The sequence below is a fragment of the Globicatella sulfidifaciens DSM 15739 genome, from assembly GCF_900167405.1.
GTDB classification, from domain to species: domain Bacteria; phylum Bacillota; class Bacilli; order Lactobacillales; family Aerococcaceae; genus Globicatella; species Globicatella sulfidifaciens.
Genome location: NZ_FUWO01000014.1, coordinates 1 through 22097, shown reverse-complemented (window position 1 = coordinate 22097; position 22097 = coordinate 1). Strand labels below are relative to the sequence as shown.

General features: G+C 35.4%; 19 protein-coding genes. 14 read left to right on the top strand and 5 right to left on the bottom strand.

Annotated features, from left to right (window positions below):
- Positions 1-7 precede the first annotated feature (7 nt).
- From B5D12_RS07655 to B5D12_RS07645, 3 genes are all read left to right on the top strand, one after another.
- On the top strand, positions 8-970 hold the full coding sequence (locus tag B5D12_RS07655) for an acetylxylan esterase (RefSeq protein ID WP_078756263.1): 963 nt from the start codon (positions 8-10) through the stop codon (positions 968-970).
- Positions 971-980: 10 nt separating this feature from the next.
- The gene (locus B5D12_RS07650; RefSeq protein ID WP_078756293.1) at positions 981-2369 is read left to right on the top strand and encodes a glycoside hydrolase family 1 protein; all 1389 of its coding nucleotides are present in this window, start codon (positions 981-983) and stop codon (positions 2367-2369) included.
- 95 nt (positions 2370-2464) lie between these two features.
- A complete protein-coding gene (locus B5D12_RS07645; RefSeq protein WP_078756262.1) occupies positions 2465-5626 on the top strand; it encodes a glycosyl hydrolase in 3162 nt (1053 codons plus the stop codon).
- 153 nt (positions 5627-5779) lie between these two features.
- Here the strand turns inward: B5D12_RS07645 and B5D12_RS07640 are convergent, their stop codons facing one another.
- Positions 5780-6862, bottom strand: a complete 1083-nt coding sequence (locus B5D12_RS07640; RefSeq protein WP_078756261.1) for a GDP-mannose 4,6-dehydratase — start codon at positions 6860-6862, stop codon at positions 5780-5782.
- A 12-nt stretch (positions 6863-6874) separates the two neighbouring features.
- Complete coding sequence (locus tag B5D12_RS07635) at positions 6875-8344, bottom strand: nucleotide sugar dehydrogenase (protein WP_078756260.1); 1470 nt, start codon at positions 8342-8344, stop codon at positions 6875-6877.
- A 187-nt stretch (positions 8345-8531) separates the two neighbouring features.
- Between B5D12_RS07635 and galU the strand changes: the two genes are divergently transcribed.
- The 3 genes from galU to B5D12_RS07620 all read left to right on the top strand — a co-directional run bounded on the left by galU (position 8532) and on the right by B5D12_RS07620 (position 13447).
- Positions 8532-9404 (top strand): UTP--glucose-1-phosphate uridylyltransferase GalU, encoded by an 873-nt coding sequence (gene galU, locus B5D12_RS07630; RefSeq protein ID WP_078756259.1) that lies wholly within the window; start codon positions 8532-8534, stop codon positions 9402-9404.
- Between the two features lie 288 nt (positions 9405-9692).
- Positions 9693-13037: a G5 domain-containing protein gene (locus tag B5D12_RS07625; RefSeq protein ID WP_078756258.1), complete on the top strand. Its 3345-nt coding sequence runs from the start codon at positions 9693-9695 to the stop codon at positions 13035-13037.
- A 212-nt stretch (positions 13038-13249) separates the two neighbouring features.
- Positions 13250-13447, top strand: a complete 198-nt coding sequence (locus B5D12_RS07620) for a DUF4411 family protein (protein WP_327077593.1) — start codon at positions 13250-13252, stop codon at positions 13445-13447.
- Between the two features lie 515 nt (positions 13448-13962).
- Here the strand turns inward: B5D12_RS07620 and ald are convergent.
- The gene (gene ald, locus B5D12_RS07615) at positions 13963-15069 is read right to left on the bottom strand and encodes an alanine dehydrogenase (RefSeq protein WP_078756256.1); all 1107 of its coding nucleotides are present in this window, start codon (positions 15067-15069) and stop codon (positions 13963-13965) included.
- 653 nt (positions 15070-15722) lie between these two features.
- Here ald and B5D12_RS07610 point away from each other — a divergent pair.
- From B5D12_RS07610 to B5D12_RS10465, 7 genes are all read left to right on the top strand, one after another.
- The gene (locus B5D12_RS07610; protein WP_078756255.1) at positions 15723-15947 is read left to right on the top strand and encodes a helix-turn-helix domain-containing protein; all 225 of its coding nucleotides are present in this window, start codon (positions 15723-15725) and stop codon (positions 15945-15947) included.
- A gap of 13 nt (positions 15948-15960) precedes the next feature.
- On the top strand, positions 15961-16440 hold the full coding sequence (locus B5D12_RS07605) for a sigma-70 family RNA polymerase sigma factor (protein ID WP_078756254.1): 480 nt from the start codon (positions 15961-15963) through the stop codon (positions 16438-16440).
- Positions 16441-16976: 536 nt separating this feature from the next.
- Positions 16977-17177, top strand: a complete 201-nt coding sequence (locus B5D12_RS07600; protein ID WP_078756253.1) for a DUF1659 domain-containing protein — start codon at positions 16977-16979, stop codon at positions 17175-17177.
- Between the two features lie 13 nt (positions 17178-17190).
- Positions 17191-17442, top strand: coding sequence for a DUF2922 domain-containing protein (locus tag B5D12_RS07595; protein ID WP_066124583.1), 252 nt, complete (start codon positions 17191-17193; stop codon positions 17440-17442).
- A 65-nt stretch (positions 17443-17507) separates the two neighbouring features.
- On the top strand, positions 17508-17750 hold the full coding sequence (locus B5D12_RS07590; RefSeq protein WP_078756252.1) for a hypothetical protein: 243 nt from the start codon (positions 17508-17510) through the stop codon (positions 17748-17750).
- Complete coding sequence (locus B5D12_RS07585; RefSeq protein WP_078756251.1) at positions 17740-17976, top strand: phage holin; 237 nt, start codon at positions 17740-17742, stop codon at positions 17974-17976. The genes B5D12_RS07590 and B5D12_RS07585 overlap by 11 nt, the downstream gene beginning before the upstream one ends.
- Positions 17951-18583 carry a CHAP domain-containing protein gene (locus B5D12_RS10465; protein ID WP_078756250.1) on the top strand — a complete coding sequence of 211 codons (633 nt, stop codon included), beginning with the start codon at positions 17951-17953 and terminating at the stop codon, positions 18581-18583. The genes B5D12_RS07585 and B5D12_RS10465 overlap by 26 nt, the downstream gene beginning before the upstream one ends.
- 203 nt (positions 18584-18786) lie before the next feature.
- Here the strand turns inward: B5D12_RS10465 and rpsT are convergent, their stop codons facing one another.
- Positions 18787-19038: a 30S ribosomal protein S20 gene (gene rpsT, locus B5D12_RS07575; RefSeq protein WP_078756249.1), complete on the bottom strand. Its 252-nt coding sequence runs from the start codon at positions 19036-19038 to the stop codon at positions 18787-18789.
- A gap of 274 nt (positions 19039-19312) precedes the next feature.
- On the opposite strand from rpsT, the gene uvrB reads away from it, so the two are divergent.
- Positions 19313-21313 carry an excinuclease ABC subunit UvrB gene (uvrB, locus tag B5D12_RS07570; RefSeq protein WP_078756248.1) on the top strand — a complete coding sequence of 667 codons (2001 nt, stop codon included), beginning with the start codon at positions 19313-19315 and terminating at the stop codon, positions 21311-21313.
- Between the two features lie 451 nt (positions 21314-21764).
- Here the strand turns inward: uvrB and tnpA are convergent.
- Positions 21765-22097: IS200/IS605 family transposase (gene tnpA / locus B5D12_RS07565; RefSeq protein ID WP_078756247.1), on the bottom strand; the 333-nt coding region annotated here is incomplete at its 5' end.

Below are 22097 nucleotides of genomic sequence, written 5' to 3'. Positions count from 1 at the left end.
TTAAAGTATGTACATAAAAGATTTAATGGACGACTGGGGGAGTTATCAAGGTAGTCAAAAAAGACCTTTAGATTTCGATCAGTTTTGGAAAGAGAGCAAATTAGAAGTTGATCAATTAGGACTTAGCTATCGACTAGAAAGGCATGAATTATATTCTAATGTTGCTGAAGCCTTTGATTTGATTTTTTGGGGGGTTGATGGAGCAGAAGTTCATGCTCAATTCGTAAAACCAATTAAGGTTGATGGAAAAATACCCATGATTTTACAATTTCATGGTTATCATACGAATTCGGGGGATTGGACTGATAAAATAGGATATGCTGCGGAAGGTTATGCAAGCTTATCATTAGATGTACGTGGACAAGGAGGGTTATCGCAAGATAATACCCAAACTAAAGGCGGAACTTTAAAAGGGCATATCATTCGTGGCGTTGATGAAGGAAAAGAAAACTTATTATTTAGAAAAGTATTTCAAGATATTTATCAACTAACTCAAATAGCTTTTTCGATGGAATTTATTGATACTGAAAAAATATATGCAACAGGAGCTTCCCAAGGCGGTGCACAAGCAATTGTTTGTGCTGCATTAAAACCTGAAATTAAAAAAGTATTTGTATGTTATCCTTTTTTATCTGATTATCGTGAAGCTTATCGCTTAGATGTTAATAATTCAGCCTATGAGGAGATTGCTTATTGGTTCAGATTCCGAGATCCACTACACGAAAAAGAAGAAAAATTATTTTCTGTTTTAGATTATATTGATATTCAATATTTCGCTAGTCTAATTGAAGCGGAAGTTATTTGGGCCATGGGATTAGAAGATAGAGTTTGTCATCCAAAAACACAATTTGCTACTTATAATCAAATTAATAGTCAAAAAGAACTTATTATTTTACCTGAATACGGTCATGAGTACCTACCTAAATTTGGGGAAATAATCAGAAAGAAATTATATGAAGATAGGGGTTAGAGTGAATAAAATGAAGAAATTTCCAGAAAATTTTTGGTGGGGTGCAGCAACATCTGGACCGCAATCAGAAGGACGATTTAATAAAAAACATGCTAACATGTTTGACTATTGGTATGAAATAGAACCAGAAGCATTTTATAATCAAGTGGGACCTGAGACGGCCTCAAATTTTTATAATAGTTATAAAGAAGATATAGATTTAATGAAAGAAATCAATTTAAATTCAGTCCGCACCTCTATCCAATGGTCGCGTTTAATTGATGATTTAGAGAAAAATACGGTCAATGAAGATGGTGTTAGATTTTACAACCAAGTTATTGATGAATTTATAAAACAAGGTATTCGACCGGTTTTTAACTTGCATCATTTTGATTTACCAGTCGAACTTTATCATAAGTATGGTGGTTGGGAATCAAAACATGTCGTTGAACTTTTTGCCGGATTTGCCAAAAAATGTTTTGAACTGTTTGGCGATCGAGTTAAAGATTGGGTTACTCATAATGAACCAATGGTTGTAGTTGATGGGGAATATTTATACCAATTTCATTATCCTAAATTGGTAGATGGAAAAAAAGCTGTGCAAGTAATGTATAACTTAAATTTAGCTTCAGCAAAAGTAATCGAAGTGTTCAAAGAATTAAAAATGAATGAAAAAGGCGCTCGAATTGGAACAGTGCTTAATTTGACGCCAACCTATCCAGCCAGTGATAAAGAGGAAGATTTAAGAGCTGCTCATATTGCTGAACTTTGGAATAATAGTAGTTTTTTAGACCCAGCTATTAAAGGAGAATTTCCGAAAGAATTAGTAGAAATACTAGAAAAAGATGGCGTTTTATGGGAAAGCACACTTGATGAATTGAAAATAATTAAAGAAAACACAATAGAATTTTTAGGTGTTAATTTTTATCATCCTAATCGCGTAAAAGCACCTGATATTGCACCTGATTCTGTCGGTGATTGGATGCCTAATCGCTATTTTGATAACTATGATATGCCTGGACGAAGAATGAATATTGATAAGGGATGGGAAATATATCCTAAAGCACTGTATGATATTGCGCTTAATGTCCGAGATAATTATGGAAATATTCCATGGTTTGTTTCTGAAAATGGAATGGGTGTATCTCGCGAGGAGCGATTTATGAATCATGATGGTGTCATTGAAGATAACTATCGTATTGATTTTATCCAAGAACATTTAGAATGGTTACACAAAGGTATTGAAGAAGGCTCAAACTGTTTCGGCTATCATTTATGGACCCCGATTGATTGTTGGTCTTGGATGAATGCTTATCGAAACCGTTATGGTTTTATTTCAAACAATATTCATACACAAGTGAAAACCATTAAAAAATCGGGCTATTGGATTAAAGAAGTAATTGACCGAAACGGAATTTAATAGAATTTTTTTAAAATTAGCTGTTGATTTTTCAACAGTTAATTATTTACAACTAAATGTAAGCGCACGCAGAAAAAAGAGGAGAGAAAAATCATATGAAGAAAATGATTTATACAAGTTTATTTGCAACAATGATTTTAACAAATGTATCACTTTCTCAAAATATACCGATGATTTACGCTCAAGAAGAATCTATCACAAATGTTGAAAATTCCGAGGAAACAGAAATAGAAAGTACTGATAACTCTCAGGTACTTATAGAAGAAGTTTCTCAAACTCCAAATTTATTAGGTGTTGAACTGTCAGGGGAACAAATTATTAATCAAGAGATTACGGAAACAGAAGATATTACTACATTGGAAGAGGCTGTTGTGGATGAAACTTTAGATGTAGTTGATGATAAAAGTGAAAACATAGTAGAAATTAATAATTTAGTAATTAATGAAGAACCGCAAAATATAAATCAAATCACAGAAGAAAAAAGTGGTGAAATACCAGACCTCACAGCGACAGCTACAACTGATAATTCAGCAATGGAAACAACTGAAACTGCTGAGGCGATAGGCTTAGTTGATGATCGCGCAAGTAGAGAGACCCAAGAGCTATTTATCTATCTAAAAGAAAAAATGGCATCTAAAGATGTGCTTTTTGGTCAACAGCATGCGACGGATGAAGGAGCAACTTTACTAGAAGATAGTAGTAGAGCTGGCTCGACTGATTCAGAAGTTAAAAATGCGGTAGGAGATTATCCTGCTGTTTTCGGATGGGATACATTATCAATTGATGGTTATGAGCGCCCCGGTGTTGAAGGAGACATTGAAGCGAGTGTTCGTAATACGGTAACTTCCATGAAAACGGCTCATGATTTAGGATCCATCATTGTTTTAAGTATGCATCCCCATAATTTCGTAACAGGGGGTACATTTAATGATATTTCTGGAGACGTCGTTAATAATATCCTACCGGGTGGGGAATATAATGATAAGTTCAATAATTGGTTAGACAATATAGCAAATGTTGCGGATCAATTGAAAGATGATGAAGGAAACTCAATTCCAATCATTTTCAGACCGTTCCATGAACAAAATGGTAGTTGGTTTTGGTGGGGTTCGAGTACTACTAATACTGAACAATACACTGCATTATATCGATATACCGTTGAATATCTGAGAGATAATAAAGAAGTAAACAATATTTTATACGCTTATTCTCCTAACAGTTCAATACAAGGAGATAAAGAATCTTATTTAAAAACCTATCCAGGTGATAATTATGTAGATATTTTAGGTATCGATACCTATGATAATAAGCAAAATGCAGGTTCTGAAACATTCTTAAATGGAATGATAAAAGATTTAGACATGATTGTTTCACTAGCTCAAGAAAAAAACAAAATCGCTGCCTTAACTGAATTTGGATACAGTCCACAGGGGATTAACGAAACAGGCAATACTTTAGATTGGTATACTAAAATTTTCGATACGATTCAAAGTAATGAACAAGCATCAAAGATTGCGTATATGTTAACATGGGCGAACTTTGGTTTACCAGATAATATGTTCGTACCGTATCGAGATGTGAATGGAGATTTGGGCGGAGATCATGAATTACTACCTGACTTTGAAAATTTCTATAATAATGATAAAACGGTATTTAGAAATGAAGTAGGTAAAATTTATCAAACTAATCAGGATATAGAATTAATTCCAAACACGAATTCAAGATATGTTATAAGACCTTCAGAAAGACAAATCATTACGACAGATAAAGGGAATATTACCATTAAAGGTCTAGAAAGTGATAATAAAGTTAGTTATCAGTTTGATGGTGAACAAGAAATTTTTCTTGATGCCAATGAACAGTTATTTAGTGGAGAATTAAATTTACCTGAAAATGTTGATTTAGTAACTACTAATTTAACTATTAGATATTATAATGTTAAAGATGAGTTAGTTTCTTCTAATCCGATTAAGGTCTATATTAAACTAGCGGAAAATGAAAAACCAGAGAATCCTTTAATCGTCGATCAATTTGATAATTATTTAGGTGATACTGAATTATTAAATCAAAATTATGCGAATAATGGTGACCCTGTTTCGATTGAACTTGTAAAAAATAGTTCTGAAGATGGCTATGGGATGGCAGTCCACTACACATTAGCCGATAATGGCTATTCAGGAAGACAATTATCTTTTAATAAGGATTGGTCTGGTACAAATGCCGTTTCGTTTGATTTAACGACGAATGAAAGCTTGCCTCATGATTTAACCGTTCAAATAAGAATCGGCGATGTAAGTTTTGAAAGTTTTGTTAAATTAGACAGTGTTAAAAATGGAAAAATCGTTATTCCTTTTTCGGACTTCAAACCAGCACATTGGGAATCAAATCAAAACGCAATTGTGGATTTGGATAGAATTAATAATGTTAGTCAATTTGCATTGTATTTTGGAGGACCAAAAGGAGGAGGAACAATCTACATAGATTCTATCGAGGCTGTTATGGATGAAACATTACCACCAGTTCCAGCAAGAATAGAAATTGATGATAGCTATCAACCAATTAATTTTGAGTTTGATGAAGTTGATGAAACATGGATAAAGAATTCTGAAATGATTGAAAATGGAGTCTTAACATTAAGTACTACTCTAGAAGAAGGGTCAAAAAAAGAAATTAGTTATCAAAGCGGTATAGATTTATCAAATCATAATTGGTATGTTGCTAAAATTAAAACTTCTAGTACAGCAAATGCAAAATTGTATGTTAAAGTAGGGGATGCATGGCAATGGTTTGAGGCAGAAACGATGGAAGTTGGAACTGACTATTCATTATTATCTTTTGATTTATCGAGTATAGAAGATAAAGCTAATATTAAAGAGGTAGGTATTGAATTAACAGGGCTAAGCGAGACTAAGCAACCATTAGATGTAACTGTAGATTATGTTCGTTTTGTAGAATCATTAGATGAAATTGATGAGACAGTTAGTAACAATCCAGATCAAGATACAGAAGATTCAGAAAAGGATACGGAAAATACTGATAAAAATTCAGAACAGGAAGAGAGTGAAGATACAGAAAATCAAACTTCTGAAAAAATTGAAACAACTGTAGTTGAATCAGAAATAATTAAAGATGAGGTTAAGATGGCAATACTTCCTGCTACCGGAGAAACAAATAGTAAGAATCATTTACTGGCTTCTATAATTGCTATAATTGGTGGGCTATTTATAATCGGTAGAAGAAAAGAAATAGAAGAGTAAATTAATGTGAGCCTGAGAAATAAAATAATAAGAAGTCAAATTGTTTTATAGAAATGTTTCAAATAAAAGTAAAGAGGATGTCAAACACCGAATGGTTGCTTGATATCCTCTATGTATTTTCGAAAGAAAAGTTATAACTTTATAATTGGATTATTATAAATAAAATTCTTTATACCATTGAGCGAATTTTCTAATTCCTTCTCTTAATGAAGTATTAGGTTTAAAGCCAAAATCCTTCTCTAAAGAAGTTGTATCTGCATAGGTAATTGGTACATCACCTGGTTGCATTGCTACTAGTTCTTTTTTGCTTTCAAAGTCAAAATCTCTTGGCAATACTTCAGCATCTACTAATTCTTGTTGTAAAATATCAACAAAATCCAATAGATTTTCTGGTTGATTATTCCCAATATTATAGATAGAGTAAGGGGGGATAGGTAAACCGTCTTCACCTGTTTCTTTACTAGGAGCACCAGTCATAACTCGTTTTACACCCTCAACAATATCGTCGATATAGGTAAAATCACGTTTACAATTACCATAATTAAAGATTTGAATTTTCTCACCATTAATCAGTTTGTTTGTGAATCCAAAATACGCCATATCTGGTCTTCCCGCAGGTCCATAAACAGTAAAGAACCGTAAGCCAGTTGTTGGAATATTATATAATTTGCTATAGGAGTGTGCCATTAATTCATTACTCTTTTTAGTAGCTGCATATAATGAAACGGGATTATCGACTTTATCTTCAACACTATAAGGAACTTTTTTATTAGAACCATATACAGAAGAGGAAGAAGCATAGACGAGATGCTCCACACCTTTTGCGCCATTGTCGTATGAATGACGACATGCTTCTAAAATATTGTAAAATCCAATCATATTAGAAGACATATAAGCTTCAGGATTTGAAATAGAGTATCTAACGCCAGCTTGCGCCGCCAAATTTACGACGATATCTGGTTTTTCAGTTTTAAAAATATCATTGATTGTATCGCTATCTGCGATATCGCCTTTAATAAATTTAAAAGTTGACTCTGGATGATTGCTTAATTCTAAAGCAATTTGTTCTTGACGCCAATCTTTTAAGCGAATATCATAATACTCATTTAAATTATCAATCCCAACAATATGAACAGGAGATACAGTTTTTAGTAATTCTAAAACTAAATTTGCACCCACAAAACCGGCTGACCCCGTAACTAAAATCTTTTTGTTTTCTAAATTTATTTTATTCATTTTATCCTCACTTTAATCTCTTTGGAAAATGTCGCGTGTGAATACTTTATCTTTTACATCATCTAATTGGCTATCATAACGGTTCACGATAATCGCTTGAGATAATTGTTTGAATTCATCTAAGTCGCCGATTACTTCACTGCCAAAGAACGTAGACCCTGCTTCTAAGGTTGGTTCATAAATGACCACTTTAGCACCTTTCGCTTTGATTCGTTTCATAACGCCTTGAATCGCTGATTGACGGAAGTTATCAGAATTACTCTTCATTGTTAAGCGGTAAACGCCAATAACGGTTTCTTTTTCTCTCGTCTCATCCCATGAACTATTGGCTGTATATGTACCTGAAAGGTCTAATACCCGATCAGCGATATAATCCTTACGAGTACGGTTAGATTCTACAATCGCTGTAATCATATTTTGTGGAACATCATCAAAGTTAGCTAATAATTGTTTCGTATCTTTCGGTAAGCAGTAACCACCATAACCAAATGAAGGGTTATTGTAATGTGTCCCAATACGTGGGTCTAAACCAACACCATCGATAATGTCTTTCGTATTTAAGCCTTTGGTATCGGCATAAGTATCTAATTCATTGAAATAGGAAACACGTAAGGCTAAGTAGGTATTGGCGAATAATTTAACAGCTTCAGCTTCAGTGAATCCCATAAATAATGTTGGAATATCTTCGCTTAGAGCACCTTCTTGTAATAATTCTGCGAAGATTTCTGCTTTTTCACGAGAGTCTTCATCACAAGAAACGATAATTCGTGAAGGATATAAGTTATCATATAATGCTTTTGATTCACGTAAGAATTCTGGACTGAATAAAATGTTTTGCGTATTGTATTTTTTACGAACAGATTCAGTATATCCAACGGGAATGGTTGATTTAATAATCATCGTCGCATTAGGATTAGCTTTTAATACTAACTCAATCACGGTCTCAACCGCTGAAGTATCAAAGAAATTCAATTTACTATCATAATTAGTTGGGGCAGCGATAATGACATAATCCGCATCAGCATAAGCTTTTTCGCCATCTAAAGTAGCCGTTAAATTTAACTCTTTTTCTGCCAAATATTGTTCGATATAGTCATCTTGAATAGGTGACTTTTTATTGTTAATCATGTCGACTTTTTCTTGCACGATATCAACCGCTGTTACTTGATTGTGTTGCGCTAATAATACCGCTAAAGATAATCCAACATAACCTGTTCCAGCAACCGCAATTTGATATGATTTTGGTGCTGCTTTTTGAGTTTCAGCTTTTTCTTCGGCGAATAATTCGGTCACGTCAAAATCCAATGCTTCTGCTAAACTTTCTAATTGATTGATCATCGGTAAGTAGTCTAAGTTTTCAATACGTCCGATTAAAGAACGGTTGATGCCGGTCAATTCTGATAATTGGGCTTGCGTTAAATCTTTGGCTTTACGTTTATTAGTAACTGTTTCAGCTAATAATTGAACAGATAATTTTTTCATAATGGACTCCTTTGTTATTTAAAGTAACATTTTTATTTAGTAACAAGCCAAATTATACCGATAATTGGGTAAAAAAGCAAATTTTTATTATCTATTGATATTTTAAATAACAAAACGCTAGCGTAATGCGTAAAATTAGTGTACAATGAAGTCAATTATTAAATATTGAATAGAAAGAGGTATATATATGTCTAAAGTTAGAAAAGCTGTGATTCCAGCAGCAGGACTTGGAACACGCTTTTTACCAGCTACCAAAGCAATTGCCAAGGAAATGATTCCAATTGTTGATAAACCATCGATTCAATTTATTGTAGAAGAAGCATTAGCTTCAGGAATTGAAGAGATTTTAATCGTAACTGGAAAAAGTAAACGTGCGATTGAAGACCACTTTGACTCTAACATTGAATTAGAATCTAACCTTGAAATTAAAGGTAAACAAGAGTTATTAGATATCGTTCGTGAAACAACTGGTATTAGAATGTTCTTTGTGCGCCAACCCTATCCAAAAGGATTAGGTGATGCGGTATTACAAGCTAAAAGCTTTATCGGTGACGAACCCTTTGTGGTGATGTTAGGTGATGACATCATGCGTGACGAAGTGCCTCTAACTAAACAATTAATCGACGCTTATGAACAAAATCATGCCTCAAACATTGCAGTCATGAAAATGCCGATGGAAGACATTAGTAAATATGGGGTCATCGACATCGAAAGCCAATTGGAAGAAGGCTTATATAATGTTAAGAAATTCGTTGAAAAACCAAAAATGGAAGACGCACCCAGTGATTTAGCGATTATTGGTCGTTACTTATTAACGCCAGAAATCTTTGATTTATTAGAAAAACAAGAAGTCGGTGCGGGTGGCGAAGTTCAATTAACCGATGCGATTGATACCTTAAACAAAACCCAACGCGTCTTTGCTAAAGAATTTAATGGCCAACGTTTTGACGTCGGAAATAAATTAGAATTCATGAAGTCTAGTATCTTAGTGGGCTTAGAACACCAAGAAATTGGCGACGAACTAAAAGACTTCGTTAAGAAGATTGCAGAGACATTATAATTAGTAGTTAAATAAAATGAATCGGCGGACGGAAGCTCGCCGAATTTTTTTATAAGAAGGGCATTGCTAAATTTTTAACGCAGATTAAAGATAGAAAGCCATACTTGAAAATAATTTTAACGTCATTATCCTTCGGCTAACAGCGTATCAATGAAGAGGGAGTGGGCAAGAAGTAAAATATATTTAATATACAAAATTATATTGTTGTATTGCAAAAAGAGATTAATCTGATAATATTGATATTAATGATAAGCTTTGCGTTAAAATAAATATTGGGGGAGTTATCTTATGGAGAGAAAAAATCGGTATGCATTAAGAAAAACCAATAACGGCTTAGTAAGTTGCATTGTTGGTGTTTTTATGTCGGCAACTATGGTCAACGGATTAATTGTACCTGTTCAAGCACAAACAACTGAAGAAGAAACTACAGTGACAAGTGAGGTACAAGTTGAAGAAGTATCTTTAGAGGAGACAAGTAGTATAGATGAAACAACTGTTGAGGAAACTACATTTGAAGAAACAACAGATCAAACGACAGTTGAAGACACAACTACGGAAGAAACAACAGTTGCAGAGACTACAATTGATCAAGCTATCGAATTAGTTGAAACAACTAGTGAGGAGACTGTAGTTGAAGAAACAACTGAAAGAACGTGGAGATTAGGACCAGACACATCAAAACCGGAATTAATCGATATTTCAATTGATAAGAACTCATATCAGGCTGGTGAAACGGTAAAGATCCAGTTGAATGTAAAGGAAAAAAACGAATTAACACGCGCCCACGTTCTCTTTACCAACCAGACTTATCCGGGAATGAGCATTTTAAAGCAGGAATTAAGTGACAATTTTGAAGAAAATGGAGATGGAACTTATACCGTTAATTTTGAAATCAAAATACCAGAAAAAACACCAACAGCTGAATACAAATTAGCACAAATTACAGTTGAAGATGAATGGGGTAATGATTTGTACTTAGAAGATGGTTATAATGAATTCCCAGAACTAAAACTGAATGTTGCATCAATTTTAGAGGAAGATTTAGTGAAACCGGAGTTCATTGATATTTCAATTGATAAGAATTCATATCAGGCTGGTGAAACGGTAAAGGTCCAGTTGAATGTAAAGGAAAAAAACGAATTAAGATCCGCCTCCGTTTCCTTTACCAACGAGACTCATCCGCAAGTGAATAGGTTAACGCAGGAATTAAGTGACAATTTTGAAGAAAATGGAGATGGAACTTATACCGTTAATTTTGAAATCAAAATACCAGAAATAACACCATCATCTGAATACAAATTAGAACAAATTACAGTTGAAGATGAATGGGGAAATGAATTGTACTTATTAGATTATTATAATGAAGTCCCACAGCTAAAACTGAATGTTGCATCAATTTTAGAGGAAGATTTTGTGAAACCGGAGTTCATTGATATTTCAATTGATAAGAATTCATATCAGCCTGGTGAAACGATAAAGGTCCAGTTGAATGTAAAGGAAAAAAATGGATTAAGATCCGCCTTCGTTTTATTTACCAACGATTATCCGGCATGGAGTTGGTTCAGGCCGGAATTACGTGACAATTTTGAAGAAAATGGAGATGGAACTTATACCGTTAATTTTGAAATCAAAATACCAGGAATAACACCATCAACTGAATACAAATTATCAGAAATTGGTGTTGTTGATGAATTGGGTAATGTTTTGGACTTATCAGAGCATTATAATGGAGTCCCAGAGCTAAAACTGGATGTTATGTTTGAACCAATAGTTCAAACAGAAGTTGAATACGAAGTTATACCATATAAGACTACATATCGTGATAATAATGACATGGCTGAGGGAGAAGAAAAAGTAGTACAAGAAGGTGTTAATGGCGAACAAAAGATTACCACTACTACCCCAATGTTAAATAATAAACCTTATGGTGAAGCAACCGTTTCAAAAGAAATAACGAAAGCACCAGTAAATAAAGTTGTATTGGTCGGTACAGGTAAGATTGAACAAGTCGTTACAACAAGTACTAAACCAATTCCATTTACTACCGAATTTGTAGAAAATCCTGATTTATTAAAAGGTGAAGAAAAAGTTATTCAAGAAGGTGTTGATGGTGTTTTAACAACAACAACAACTACCCCAATGTTGAATGGTAAACAATATGGTGAAGAAACTTCTGTTAAAGAAACAACCAAAGAAGCTGTACCACAAATTATCGAAATTGGAACAGGTGTAGTGACGGAGCAAGTCGAAGTGACAACTGAAGCTATTCCGTTTAAAACAGAAAGAATTGAAACTACTGAACTTCCAGAAGGTGAAGAAAAAATTCAAACTGTTGGTGTTAATGGTGAACAAAAGATTACCACTACTACACCAATGTTAAATAATAAACCTTATGGTGAAGCAACGGTTTCAAAAGAAACAACGAAAGCACCAGTAAATCAAGTTGTGTTAGTAGGAACTGGAAAGATTGAACAAGTGGTAACGACTGCTACTAAACCAATTAAATTTACGACTAAATTGGTAGAAAATGCTGATTTATTAAAAGGTCAACAAAAAGTGGTTCAAGAAGGCAAGGATGGCGTCTTAACCATTACGACCACCACTCCAACTTGGAAAGGCAAAACTTATGGTGAGGCAACTTCGACTGAAAAAGTAACCACTGCACCCGTTGAAGAAATCATCGAAGTGGGAGTAGGAACCATTGAAGTGAAAGAAGAAGTTGTCACTAAAGACATCGATTTTGAAACGGAAGTTGTAGAAAATCCAGATATGTTAGAAGGTACCGAGAAAGTTACTCAAGCTGGTGTAAAAGGGGAATTAACAATCACGACTACGACTCAATATTTGAATGGCAAAGTTTATGGTGAACCCGTTGTAACAGAACAACGCACTAAAGAACCTGTTAAAGAAATTATTCAAAAAGGCACCGGAGTCTTAGAAGAAAAAACTGAAGTGATTGAAACGGAAATCCCATTTGAAACGCAATACGAATTAAATGTTGAGTTAGATGATATGGCTAAAGAAACTAAGCAGGCCGGTATTAATGGAAAATCCATTCGCACGGTTGTGACGCAATATTTAAATGGTAAAGTTTATGGCAAACCAGTCATTACCGAAACGATTACTGAAAAACCAGTTGCGGAGATTGTAGAAGTTGGGAAAGGCTTTGTGGAGACAGATGTTCAAGAAGTGACAGAAGCAATTGATTTTGAAACAGAAATAGTGGAAAATTCAGAACTTGATAAAGGGGTTAAAAACATTAAACAAGCCGGAGTCAAAGGTGAGTTAACCCGTACAATCACGACCTATTTTATCTTCGGACAACAATATGGTGAACCAGAAGTTAAAGAAGTCATCACCGTTGAACCTGTGAAAGAAATTGTAGAAGTTGGGACAAAACCAGTAGAAGCCGAAAAACCAACTGAATCTGAAACCGAAAATGAATCTAAAGGAAATGCTGAAACTAGCGCGAAAGAAATTGAAAAAGAATCAGTTAAAACCACCCAAGCAGCTACCTTACCTAACACAGGTGAGATTGACTACCGTCAAGTATTTACTCCAGCAGCATTAACAATTTTAGCAGGCTTAGGCTTAATTGTAACTGATAAAAAGCGTAAACCTGAAGAAGAATAACTGATTTTGAAAGAGCTCTGATTGGGGCTCTTTTTTATAGCTTTATCCACGTTGATATTGCAGTAACAGAACAAGTAGAAGAAGGTTATTTAGTATTACCATACGTCGTTTTTGGACAAATTTATGCCTTATTTAGTTCGATAGCTGTGGATAATACACCTGATACACCGTCGAAAACCGGTGCGGTTAATTGAGTAGTAAAAGGCGTTACGATTCATCCGTTTGAAAGATGGCTCATTGCAATCGATATGAAGGAGAACTATACAATTGTAACGGAGGAAAATAGAGTGATTAATCTCAATAAAATTAATCCGAGTAAGGCCGCTAAAATCCCCGATGTCAGCGATCAGTTAGGGATTCGATGCATTAATATGAATCAGTTCTTTGAAGAAATACAATTTAAGTTATAAACTTTTTCTTAAGTATGTTTGGAAATAATAAGTAAGAGACTAGGAAAAAACTTTTTAAATTCTTTTCAGGCATATCTAGTTAATTCAGAGCGCAGTGGTTGAGTGGTCTCAAACTACGTCTTAAGATAGCTGAGTATAATCTTGGAAAATTCAATCACGTTATTGTGCGTTAATTAAAAGCGCAGTGGTTGAGTGGCATCAAACTGCGTCTTAAGGACTTGTTTGATACCTACTCAACTGTGCGGGGGTAGGCCGACGAAGCGAAAATTATTCAATTTTCTACTTCTGGTCTACTCCCAACTGTGCGGGGGTGGGCAGACGAAGCGAAAATCAGCTGATTTTCTACTTCTTGCCCACTCCCTATTTGCTTTGTATTGAATTAATTAATGTATCTAGTGCTATAAATTCAAGTAAGTTGCGTAGTGAAGACGCGTTTAGCATATTGAACTAAATGAATGTAACTAGTGCTATAAATCCAAGTAACATACGTAATAGATCGCGTTTAGCTTCCTGATTTAAATGAAAGTTTCTAAGGCAACGAATTCGCGGTCTTGTGATTCTGATACAGCTAAATTGGTTATATGGCCTTGATAAGTATTAATGCCTGTTAAGATGGTGTGATTATCTTTGGCAGCTTGGATGATGCCTTTATTGGCGATTTCTTTTGTATAGAATAATGATGCATTGGTTAAGGCAATGGTAGCTGTTTGTGGTACCGCTCCTGGAATATTGCTAACGGCGTAGTGCGTTACGCCGTGTATAACATAGGTTGGTTCTGAATGAGTGGTTTCATGGGTTGTTTCAAAATTCCCTCCTTGATCGACTGCCACATCAATTAGGACAGAACCAGACTTCATTTGTTGAATGGTGTCTTCCTTAACTAAGATCGGTGTACGACGTCCCGCCACTAAGACTGAACCAATGACTAAGTCCGAATTTACTACCGATTCATGAATGTTTGCTTCATTTGATATGAGTGTTTGTACCGGGCAGCCTAAAGTATGTTCAATCTTGGCTAAACGCTGTGGATTGAGGTCGATAATCGTCACATTGGCACCTAAGCCACAGGCTAACTTGGCACTATTAAAACCGACAACGCCACCCCCAATAATCGTAACATTCGCCCGTTTTACACCAGGGACACCCCCTAATAAAATGCAAGGTCCACCATGATTTTTCTCTAATAGATGAGCGCCAATTTGTACCGCCATACGTCCGGCTACTTCGGACATGGGCTTCAGTAATGGAAGGGTGCCTTTGTCAACCATTGTTTCATAAGCGATACACGTGACTTCATTGTCTAATAAAGCTTGGGCTAAGTCAGAATCGGCTGCTAAATGTAAATAAGTAAATAGGATTAGGCCCTTGTGGAAGTATGCATATTCTTCTTTCAAGGGCTTTTTTACTTTGACAACCATCTCTGCAGCCCAAACTTTGGCGACTTCTTCAACTAAAGTGGCTCCGGCTGCTTGATAAGCTTCATCATTAAATCCAGATTTTAAACCGGCTTGATGTTCAACGATAACTTGGTGGCCGTCATTGATTAATTCTTTAACATTGTCGGGGGTTAATCCCACACGATTTTCATTGATTTCTTGTTCTCTTGGTAAACCAATAATCATGGTCATGACTCCTTCAAAATGATGTTTTATTTGATAATTATATCACAAAATAAAGGAAATGAAACATCCTTAGAAAAGCGCTTTTATAAGGATATCAAACGATTAGCTAGGTTTGGAGTATTGAGTATTTAAATCAGCATTCTTAGCGACTTTATTTCGTTAACTGTAGGAAACTCATCTAGTTTTCATCTTTTTCATAGTAAAAACGCAAAAGACATTTTGTTTTATTATTTTCATAGAAGCAAGTTATTACTAAAATTTATTCACAAAGATTAGATGATATTTCACAAAGTTATTTTTACGAGACTTATTGTGACCGACTTTGTTTGTAATTTTCATAAAAAATGTTTTCATTGTGATTACACTGTTTACTAGTGATTTTTCAAATTGTTAGACTTATCATTTTCAAAGCTATTTTACATTATAAAAACGCTTGCAACACAAATTGAACCTAAGCTATAATTCAGTCAATGTACCAAATTTAGAATTTTTATCGATATATTTATTAAATAATATTGAGAGAGGGGGACTCGGTATCTAGGTTTTTTTAGATGAATCTCTTAAGAAAAAATGTTATCGATGCACTATTATACGAGGGAGTACAAGCAAGAAATTTAATATTTATTAATAGTGAAAAGAGGAGGTGAAGGGGCGTGGATCAACCTTATGAGATTAATCGTTATGCTTTAGAAAAAGCCATCAATCAACGACGTTTAAAAGCTTGTCAGGTTGCAGACCAAGTTGGTATTTCCCGCAACACGATGTCACGTACGCTTCAAGGGCATACGATTCCCAGTCTAGAAGTAGTTAACTTAATTAGTCGCTTTCTGAAATTAACAGACCGTGAGATTATTCGCATTTTTCATCCGAAATTTTAAAGGAGGTTATTCGATGAAGATAGAGTGTTTATTGGAAGAATATGAATTATTGATCCATCAAGTTTTGAAAGAGTACCAGATTTATCCAAACCGTCATGACTATGAAGATTTTGCTCAGGAATTACGCCTTCATTTATTTGAGGAATTAAAACGCTTGTTAACATCAAAACACCAAGTGGAAAATATGGAAGCTTACTTACGGCACGCGATGCGTTGGCGGTTGTTTAAATTGTTACGCCAACAAAAGCGTCATCAATGGGTACCAGTAGAAGAAACCTTTATAATTAATCAAACCCAAGAAGATGCTAATTTAGTCTTTAAAGAATTTGTCTTGTCTCTACCCAATACGTTAACACCACGAGAACAGGAATTCTTGCAGTATTTGTATGAAGGCTATCATTTAACGCAGTTAGCCGAGATTTATCACCGTGAATATCGCACGATTCGTCGTTGGCGCGATCGTCTGATTGAAAAGTTGAAGCGCGAAGATTGACTAGGTGAAAATGAAAAGTCTAGATTCGAAGAGTAATTAATTGAAAGACTGTGTGATAAACGAAATGTTTAGGTCTGATGAGCGACTAAGTAAAATTTAAACTTTAGAGCAGAAGATTGACTAGGTGAAAATGAAAAGTCTAGATTCGATGAGTAATTAATTGAAAGACAGTGTAATAAGTGAAAAGTTGAAGCGCAAAGAGTGATTGTGTGATAAACGAAAAGTTTAGGTCTGATGAGCGACTAAGTGAAATTTAAACGATAGAGCAGAATATTGACTAATTGATGAAAGAAAGGAGTACGCAAAAGGGTTCAGGTACTCATCGAACAGTTAGAGCGTAGAGGCATTTTTGTCATCATTGATGAGGTTGGGTTACTGTTACTTGGTTCTATGTACGTGTTAAAACTTTGTCACTTCAATATTCACTAGTCAATAAATCATCATTGATGTGTATTTTTGTCCGAAAAACGTGCTTTTGGGGTACTTATTAGGTGTAGCATCCGGAACTACAACAAAATTTTAAGGAGGTTGCCCCGATGGCAAAAACATTTAAGAGTGGAAAATTAACAATGAAACTAGTAGGTGAGGATAAAAAAGCAGTTCGTACGATGAATCTTAATAATTTGATGAATGATGCACCCGAGGAAGAGATTATAAAAGTTCGCAGTGCAATTGAAACATTAGTAGATGAACCGTTTAATAAAACCAACGTAACTGAAAATTACGAAATTGACTAGGAGGAATTAAGTTATGGCAGAAGTAACAACAACGAATTTAGAATTACAAATTAAAAATGCTGCAGGGAAAGCAAAAGTAGTGCGTGTTCCGGAACCAAGTTTAGGTTTAGACCGTGTGACGACTGAAAAGGCGGCTCAAGATTTAATCGAAGCCAATATCTTTGTAGATGACTCAGGGGATCCTTATGTAACCAATGTCGGGGCTCGTTACGTGAAACGTACGGTAGACGAAATCTACAATGTGGAAAACGAACCGGCTGTTTAAGGGTAAGTGAAGGAGTGGGTGCATTGAACACCCACTCCCTTTTATTAAAGAAAGGAGGAATTGAAATGAGTCTGATTGAATTAGGTGCTTTAGCTAGTGCGTTAGTCGCCGTCATTACCTTAATTACGAAACTCTATAATTTAATCGCCGCTATTCAACAATTAATTGTCCGCTTAGACTTTTTGCAGTCTGAGATTAATCACCATCATTTGATTCAAAAGCAATTAATTAAACTGTATGATCATCATGAACAACGCTTGAATCGGGTAGAACAAATACAGAAAAGAGGGAATCAGGATGCAGCTTAGTAATCGGTCTTATGATTTTCTAAAGTGGGTAGCATTGGTCTTTTTACCAGCATTTTCAGTATTAATTGGGGGATTAGGTCCGATATTTAATTGGTCAATGACCGAAAAGTGGGTAACACTGGTTAATTTATTAGCAGTGTTTTTAGGGAGTTTATTACAGTTATCATCCAATAATTATCACAATCAAGGAGGGGGACATTATGCCGTCCAAACAAATTTTGTTTAATGAATTACAACAATATATTGGGATGGTTCAACATTCATCTAAACATCAAGCGATGGTCGACGCTTATAACCGAGTCGAACCTTTACCAGTAGGCTATCGGGTCAAATATAGTGATGACTGGTGTGACTTATTCGTGACCTATATTGCGGATAAGATTGGTTTATCCACTCAAATTGGACGTGAGTGTGGCGTTAACCGTCATCGTGACATAATGCGTCAGAAAGGCATTTGGTTAGGAAAGGTAAGTCCACAAGTGGGAGATATTATCTTTTTTGATTGGGATGGCAATGGTTTTTGTGATCATATAGGATTTGTCATTCAAGTAGGGAATGATTTTGTGATTACAATAGAAGGGAATTCATTGCGCCAAGTTCGTAAGGTTTATTATCAAAAACAAGATTGGCGGATTGCTGGTTATGCTAGACCTGTTTATCAAGAAGCAACGGTCAAAGCACCAGCAAAATCAGTTTCAGAGTTAGCATTGGAAGTTATCCGAGGGTTATGGGGCAATGGTGCTGAACGTGTTAGACGCCTTACCCAAGCAGGGTATGATGCGGTGGTAGTCCAGAAGCTGGTGAATCAAAAACTTTTAGGCCTAAAGAATTGAATAGTAACGAAAGGATCGCTGTACCAAGTTGGTAATGGCGATTTTTTTGGTTTAAAATTTGGCAATTTTGTAGCGGTGTTAGCACCTTTTCCGATTTTGATACTGCGGTTTAGCTAGATAAAAATGTTTGTTTAGCCTTATTCTCAACATCAAAATCAAGCAAACAAAAAAAACCACCCTATAAAAGGATGGTTGAAAATTCATTATTTTACTAATTTTGCTAAACGTGACTTATCACGAGCTGCTTTATTTTTGTGGATTAAACCTTTAGTAGCTGCGCTATCAATTTCTTTAGCCGCTAATTTGAATAATTCTTCTACATTACCTTCGCCAGATTCTACAGCTGCACGGAATCTTTTGATTGCTGTACGCATACCTGATACGTGAGCAGTGTTACGAGCAGTTACAGATTTTGTTTGACGGATACGTTTGATTGCTGATGGAGTATTTGCCATGTCTCGGTCACCTCTTTCTTCTCTTATTGGTGTGTAAGCCAATTATGACTTAGTCAACTTCCTTATTATACATGATAACTATTATACCTTGCAACTATATAATCAAAAAATCTTTAATTTAACTGTAAATTTTTTTGTGAAATGGGGGTGATTTACATGAAAAGTATTTTATGACTTTCATTTTCAAGCTAATTTATTTAGAATCATTCAATTTGCCACACCTTATGAATAAAGGTACAATAGAAGCGAATTGAAAGGATTAGAGGTGTCCAAAATGGATCAATTTAAATTAGTATCTCAATACCAGCCGAGTGGTGATCAACCGACGGCAATTAAACAATTAGTAGAAGGCTTGAATGAAGGCAAACGCGACCAAGTGCTCTTAGGGGCTACTGGTACCGGAAAAACATTTACGATTGCGAATGTGATTAAAGAGGTCAACCGTCCTACTTTAGTGTTGGCTCACAATAAAACGCTAGCCGGCCAATTATATTCTGAATTATTGGATTTTTTCCCTGAAAATTCAGTGGAATATTTTGTATCTTACTATGATTATTATCAACCAGAGGCCTATGTACCTGCTTCTGATACTTATATTGAGAAAGAGTCGAGCGTCAATGATGAAATTGACCGTTTACGTCACTCAGCTTCTTCAGCGTTATTAGAAGGTCGTGATGTGATTGTGGTCGCCTCTGTTTCTTGTATTTACGGATTAGTCGATCCTAAAAACTATCGTGAACATGTATTGTCGATTCGTCAAGGTCAAGAAATCAGTCGCAATGCCATCTTAAATCGTCTAGTCGAAATGCAGTTTGTCCGAAATGATATTGATTTTCAGCGGGGAACCTTTCGTGTACGCGGTGATGTACTGGAAATTTTTATGGCCTCGCGTGAATCAGAAGTCATCCGAGTGGAATTTTTTGGCGATGAAATTGATCGTATTCGTGAAGTGGATGTTTTAACCGGTGAAATTCGTCGAGACTTAGAACACTATCCTATCTATCCGGCAACTCACTTTGTGGCTAATGAAGATCAAGTAACCCGGGCAGTCGAAAGCATTCGTCAGGAATTAGAGGAACGTTTAGAAGAATTACGCAGTGAGCATAAATTATTAGAAGCGCAACGTTTAGAACAACGAACGAATTATGATATCGAGATGTTATTAGAAATGGGTTATTGTAGTGGGATTGAGAATTATTCACGTCATATGGACGGTCGAGCACCCGGTCAAGCACCGTATACTTTATTAGATTTTTTCCCAGATGATTATTTAGTGGTAGTCGATGAGTCTCATATTACGATGTCGCAATTAAGAGGGATGTATAATGGAGACCGTGCACGTAAACAACAATTAGTCGACTATGGTTTCCGTCTGCCAAGTGCCATTGATAACCGGCCATTACGCTTAGAAGAATTTGAAGAGCGAGTTAATCAAATCATCTACGTTTCAGCCACTCCAGGCCCTTATGAATTAGAACATACTAATGGTGAATATGCTGAGCAAATTATTCGTCCGACTGGCTTACTGGACCCAATAGTTGAAGTTCGTCCGATTAAGGGTCAAATTGATGATTTAGTGGGCGAAATAAATAAACGTGTTGAGAAAAATGAACGAGTGTTTATTACGACATTAACGAAAAAAATGTCCGAAGACTTAACCGATTATTTAAAAGAACTTGATATCAAGGTCAAGTATTTACATAGTGACATTGTCACCTTGGAGCGGGCAGAAATTATTCGTGACTTACGATTAGGTGTCTTTGATGTTTTAGTCGGGATTAACTTGTTACGTGAAGGTTTAGACGTTCCGGAAGTATCTCTTGTTGCGATATTAGATGCAGATAAAGAAGGGTTCCTGCGTAGTGAACGCTCGCTAGTCCAAACGATTGGTCGAGCTGCTCGTAATGAGAACGGTCAAGTAATAATGTATGCGGATGTGATCACTCAATCGATGAAAAATGCGATTGATGAAACCAACCGTCGTCGTGGGATTCAAATGGCTTATAATGAAGAACACGGTATTGTTCCAAAAACGATTAAGAAAGAAGTACGCGACTTAATTCGTATTACACATGATGTCCAAGGTGAAGAACGTGAAGAAAACTTATTGGTACAGTTTAAAAACCTTTCAAAAATGCAACGCGAAGAAGAGTTGGAGCGCCTAACGATGGAAATGAAAGAACATGCCAAAAATATGAATTTCGAAGCAGCAGCCGAGTTGCGTGATATTATTATGGAATTAAAAGCCGCTTATGGGCATAAGTTAAATAAATAAAAGTCAGTGAACCAATAAAAAAGACAGAAAGTTGTAGCCTGCGAGTGCCTTTTATTTTAAAGCGTGTATGCTCTAGTCATAACAAGACAGACTATTATGTTGCGGATGGTATCAGGTAGTTGAGTAGTGCCGGAATGGATTAGCATCAGTGCCAATCGTTGTATTCTGCCTAAAGAAACGAAAAGTGTTAAACATATATATCGCCGGCGACAGGCAAGTAGTTGTATGTTGGTTGAAATTACGAAAATTGTTAAGGATTCATATATCTTCGAAGGTCCAATACGTATATGTTGGCTGAAGTCACGAAAACGTGTCAGAGTGATATAAAGTTAGCGTTAAAACATCAGCTTTTAAAATAATATTATCTGTCAAAAAAGTAAGCATCTTTAGAAAATAAAATTTATTTAAAGTCGTCCCTTGAGAAAACCGTGTAATTCATTACATGGATGAATCAAGTTCTAGGGCGACCGTTATTGTATTCTGTTAATTGATTTTCAATATATTTTTTAACAGTTTCTTTAGACATACTACCTACTGTTGACATGAAATAACTAGGTGTCCATAAATGGCCACCCCATAACATTGCCTTTGTTTCTGGATAAGCTTTGAACCATAGACGGGCAGATTTCCCTTTAAGTGTCTTGACGATATTACTTGCGGCATGTTTAGGGTTGAACGAAATCAACATATGGATATGGTCAGGCATAATTTGCAGCGATTGGATGACAATATCGTGTTCATCACAAATGTGGGTCAACATATCTTGCATGGCGTTTTGTTTTTC